This window comes from Methylobacterium sp. WL18 (genome assembly GCF_008040015.1).
Classification (GTDB): Bacteria; Pseudomonadota; Alphaproteobacteria; order Rhizobiales; family Beijerinckiaceae; genus Methylobacterium; species Methylobacterium mesophilicum.
In genome coordinates this window covers 1-3,931 of the sequence record NZ_VRVD01000441.1, presented here as the reverse complement: position 1 = coordinate 3,931, position 3,931 = coordinate 1, and the positions used below count along the sequence as shown (strand labels likewise).

Here is a 3,931-nt window from a genome sequence, read left to right as displayed (position 1 = left end):
GTGCTGGCGCTCGCCCAGGGCGGCACCGCGGTCGGCACCGGCCTCAACGCGCATCCCGACTTCGCGGAAAAATTCGCCGCCCAGGTCGCGGCGCTGACCGGCCTTCAATTCACCAGCGCCGACAACAAGTTCGAGGCGCTCGCGACCCACGACGCTCTGGTGTTCACGCAAGGAGCGCTCTCGGCGCTGGCCGCCGGCCTGTTCAAGATCGCCCAGGACATCCGCCTGCTCGGCTCCGGCCCGCGCTCGGGCCTCGGCGAGCTGTCGCTGCCCGAGAACGAGCCGGGCTCCTCCATCATGCCCGGTAAGGTCAACCCGACGCAGTGCGAGGCGCTGACCATGGTCTGCTGCCAGGTGGTCGGCAACGCCACCACGGTGAGCTTCGCCGGCTCGCAGGGTAATTTCGAGCTGAACGTGTTCAAGCCGGTGATCGCCAACGCGGTGCTGCAATCGATCCGGCTGCTCGCCGACGCCGCGGTGAGCTTCACCGACAATTGCGTGGTCGGCATCAAGGCCAACGAGGACAAGATCGCCGACCTGATGAGCCGCTCGCTGATGCTGGTGACCGCGCTCGCCCCCTCGATCGGCTACGACAAGGCCGCCGAGATCGCCAAGACCGCCCACAAGAACGGCACCACCCTCAAGGAGGAGGCGCTGCGCCTGGGCTACGTGACCGAAGAGGAGTTCGAGCGCGTGGTCCGGCCGGAGACGATGCTGGCCCCCAGCGCCGATTGATTTTTTTGAGACTTGGCCGGTGCGGGTTGTCCTGCGCCGGCCGCGGGAACCGGGAGGCGATCCGTGGCCGAGATCATCAACCTGCGCCAGGTCCGCAAGGCAAAGGCCCGCGCGGCCGAGGAGTCGAAGGCCGCGGACAACCGGATCGCCTTCGGGCGGCCGAAGAAGGCCAAGACTCTGCAGCAGCGGCGCAAGGCCCTTGAGGTCGAGCGCCACGAAGGCCACCGGCTCGAACGCGACGAGCCGGATCCGGACGCGACCGTATGACCGGTTCACGTGCGGCCCGCGCGGCGTGAGCGCGGGCATCAGCAAGCGCTCCGTGGTGATCGCCGGCCACCGCACCAGCGTATCCCTGGAGGATCCGTTCTGGGTGGCGTTGCGGGAGGTTGCGGAGGCGCGCGACCAGTCGGTCCAGGCACTGGTCGGGGCTATCGATGCCGGGCGCGGCGGCCAGAACCTGTCCTCGGCGATCCGGGTCTTCGTGCTGGACGCCGTGCGGGCCGGACCGCTCGGCAAATCGTGAGCGCGATCGGGCTGCGCCGCCCTTCCGCTCCCCGTCCGTCCGTGTGATCTGCGCGACAGAACAACGCAGAAAGCCCGAGCCATGCCTATCCGCGAGCCGCTGCTCAAGCCGATCCCGATCGCCGATCTGCGCCCGACGCAGATGACGGTGGGCTACCGGGAGGTCGAAGAGAAGCGGCGGCGCTGGCGCAGCTACGACGGCGACAAGAAGAAGGCCTTCCTCGGGGCGCACATGATCCCGACCGTGCTCGGCCCCAAGAAGCGCCACTACGTGGTGGACCATCACCATCTGTCCCGGGCCCTGCAGGAAGAGGGCGTGGAGAGCGTGCTGGTCACGGTGCTGGCCGACCTGCACCACCTCGAGAAGGATGCGTTCTGGACGGTCTGCGATCACAAATCCTGGGTCTATCCCTACGACGCCGCGGGCGTCCGCCAGGATTTCAAGGCCATCCCGAAGGCGATCGGCGACCTCGTCGACGACCCGTTCCGAAGCCTCGCGGGGGAGCTGCGCCGGGCCGGCGGCTTCGCCAAGGACACGACGCCGTTCAGCGAGTTCCTGTGGGCGGACTTTCTCCGCCGCAACATCAAGGAGAAGCGCATCGAGGCCGACTTCTCCGAGGCGCTGGAGAAGGCGATGGCACTGGCCAAGTCCAAGGACGCGGGCTACCTCCCCGGCTGGTGCGGCCCCTCCAAGGGGTGACGGGCTGAGCGCGGTGCGAATCGCTCCGCACAGGGCATCGGCCACCGGGCCCGGCACCGGCTTGCGGAGGGCGACCATGATCCCGTTCAGCGACAGCGGGATCCGATCGCCGAGGGGCAAGGCGCGTCCGACCCCCTACGGAATCCCGATGATCTTGTGCGTCTGCAAGGACAGGCGCCAGCGGGCGTCCTGCCGGCAATACGCGATGGCGGCCTGGGTGCTGGCGCGCTGCTCCGGGCCGTCCATCGGCTGCAGGAAGCGGTGCCGGAAGGCGAGGCCGACGAAATCCGCCGGGTCGGCGTCGGCCTGGGGATAGACGAGCTTCAATTCGTGCCCTGTTTTCTGCGCCAGGGGATTGCCGCCCTTGGGGCTGACGCAGATCCAGTCGATCCCCGGGGGGGCAGGCAGCGTGCCGTTGGTCTCGATGGCGATCTCGAAGCCTTCGGCATGCACAGCCTCGATCAGGGGCGTGTCGAGCTGGAGCAGCGGCTCGCCGCCGGTGAACACGACGTAGCGACTCTCCGGACCCCCGGACCAGGTCCGCGCGATGGCGCCGGCCAACGCCGCCGCGTCGGCGAAGCGTCCGCCGCCCTCCCCGTCCAGGCCGACGAAGTCGGTGTCGCAGAACCGGCAGGCAGCGGCCGCGCGGTCGGCCTCGCGCCCCGACCATAGATTGCAGCCGGCGAATCGGCAGAACACCGCGGCGCGTCCCGCCTGGGCGCCCTCCCCCTGCAGGGTGTGGAAGATCTCCTTGACCGCGTAAGCCACCGCTGTTCCCGAACTCTTTTCGCCCGACCGCCATCCCGCACATAAGCGGCGGGCGGCCCGTAGACCACCGACAACCACGCGGCGCAGACCCCGGGATCCGTCTCGCCTTGCTCTTGCCACGGTAGCGACGTTCATGCCGTGATGCAGCACGACGACCGCCCCCAACGGTCCGGGCCGCGCGTATCCCGGCCTGCCGGCCGGACGTCCGGTGCCTCGGCGCCGACCCTGGCGATCCTCTGACGAGTCGGGCTCGAATGTCCTCTTCTCTCCTCCGGCGCGTAACCGTCGGATTCGCGGCGTTGACGGGTCTTCTCGGCACGAGCCTGATCGGGATCCAGGCCGCCGGCGCGTTCACCGCCCCGATTCTCGTGGTCGATGTCGATTCCGGCAAGGTGATCTATTCGCAGGCCCCGACCGATCCCTGGTACCCGGCCTCGATCACCAAGCTGATGACCACCTATGTCGCCCTGGACCTGGTGCGGCAGGGCAAGGTCTCGCTCGATTCCATGATCACGATCTCGGCGGCGGCGGCCTCCGAGCCGCCCTCCAAGATGGGCTTCAGGCCGGGCACGCAGCTGACCCTCGACAACGCCCTCAAGATCATCATGGTCAAGTCGGCCAACGACGTGGCCTACGCGATCGGCGAGACGCTCGGCGGTTCGGTCGAGGGCTTCGCCGACCAGATGAACGAGACCGCGCAGCGGATCGGCATGCGCGACAGCCGCTGGACCAACCCCAACGGCCTGCCCGACCCGCGCCAGTGGACCTCGGCCCGCGACATGGCGGTGCTGGCCCGGGCGCTGATCCGCGACTTCCCGGATTCCCACGACCTGTTCTCGATCTCGGCGATCCAGTTCGGCCGCGCCGTCATGGCCAACCACAACGGCCTGCTCGGGCGCTATCCCGGCGCCGACGGCATGAAGACCGGCTTCATCTGCTCGGGCGGGTTCAACGTGGTGGCGACCGCCTCGCGCAACGGCCGACGGGTCATCACCATCGTGATGGGCCAGCCGAGCCCGCGCGAGCGCGACGTGAAAGCCGCCGACCTGTTCGACTACGCCTTCACCCATAGCGCCGGCTGGACCAGCCCGACCCTCGACGCCCTGCCGGCCTCCGCGCTCGGCGCACCGCCGGACATCCGCCCCTACGTCTGCGGCGGCAAGAAGCCCCCGGCGATCGACGACGGCGCCGGCGCGGTCAGCGCCC

6 protein-coding genes are annotated in these 3,931 nt (G+C 69.2%); 5 read left to right on the top strand and 1 reads right to left on the bottom strand.

Translation table 11 applies throughout. The annotated features are described in order from the left end of the window. The 4 genes from FV228_RS22515 to FV228_RS22500 all read left to right on the top strand — a co-directional run. The coding region (locus tag FV228_RS22515; protein ID WP_246693994.1) for a lyase family protein at positions 1 to 735 on the top strand (735 nt) is incomplete at its 5' end. A 63-nt stretch (positions 736 to 798) separates the two neighbouring features. Next, the gene (locus FV228_RS22510; RefSeq protein ID WP_147856634.1) at positions 799 to 1,002 is read left to right on the top strand and encodes a DUF4169 family protein; all 204 of its coding nucleotides are present in this window, start codon (positions 799 to 801) and stop codon (positions 1,000 to 1,002) included. Positions 1,003 to 1,027: 25 nt separating this feature from the next. Next, complete coding sequence (locus FV228_RS22505) at positions 1,028 to 1,258, top strand: ribbon-helix-helix domain-containing protein (protein WP_147856633.1); 231 nt, start codon at positions 1,028 to 1,030, stop codon at positions 1,256 to 1,258. Between the two features lie 81 nt (positions 1,259 to 1,339). After that, complete coding sequence (locus tag FV228_RS22500) at positions 1,340 to 1,957, top strand: ParB-like protein (protein ID WP_147856632.1); 618 nt, start codon at positions 1,340 to 1,342, stop codon at positions 1,955 to 1,957. A 135-nt stretch (positions 1,958 to 2,092) separates the two neighbouring features. Here the strand turns inward: FV228_RS22500 and queE are convergent, their stop codons facing one another. After that, positions 2,093 to 2,725 (bottom strand): 7-carboxy-7-deazaguanine synthase, encoded by a 633-nt coding sequence (gene queE / locus FV228_RS22495; protein WP_147856631.1) that lies wholly within the window; start codon positions 2,723 to 2,725, stop codon positions 2,093 to 2,095. A gap of 254 nt (positions 2,726 to 2,979) precedes the next feature. On the opposite strand from queE, the gene FV228_RS22490 reads away from it, so the two are divergent. Beyond that, positions 2,980 to 3,931 (top strand): D-alanyl-D-alanine carboxypeptidase family protein (locus FV228_RS22490; RefSeq protein ID WP_147856630.1); only part of this gene is annotated, 952 nt, incomplete at its 3' end.

Bases quoted from the DNA above. Each gene is read 5' to 3' on its own strand.
- FV228_RS22500 (WP_147856632.1), top strand. From the start codon at position 1,340: ATGCCTATCCGCGAGCCGCTGCTCAAGCCGATCCCGATCGCCGATCTG.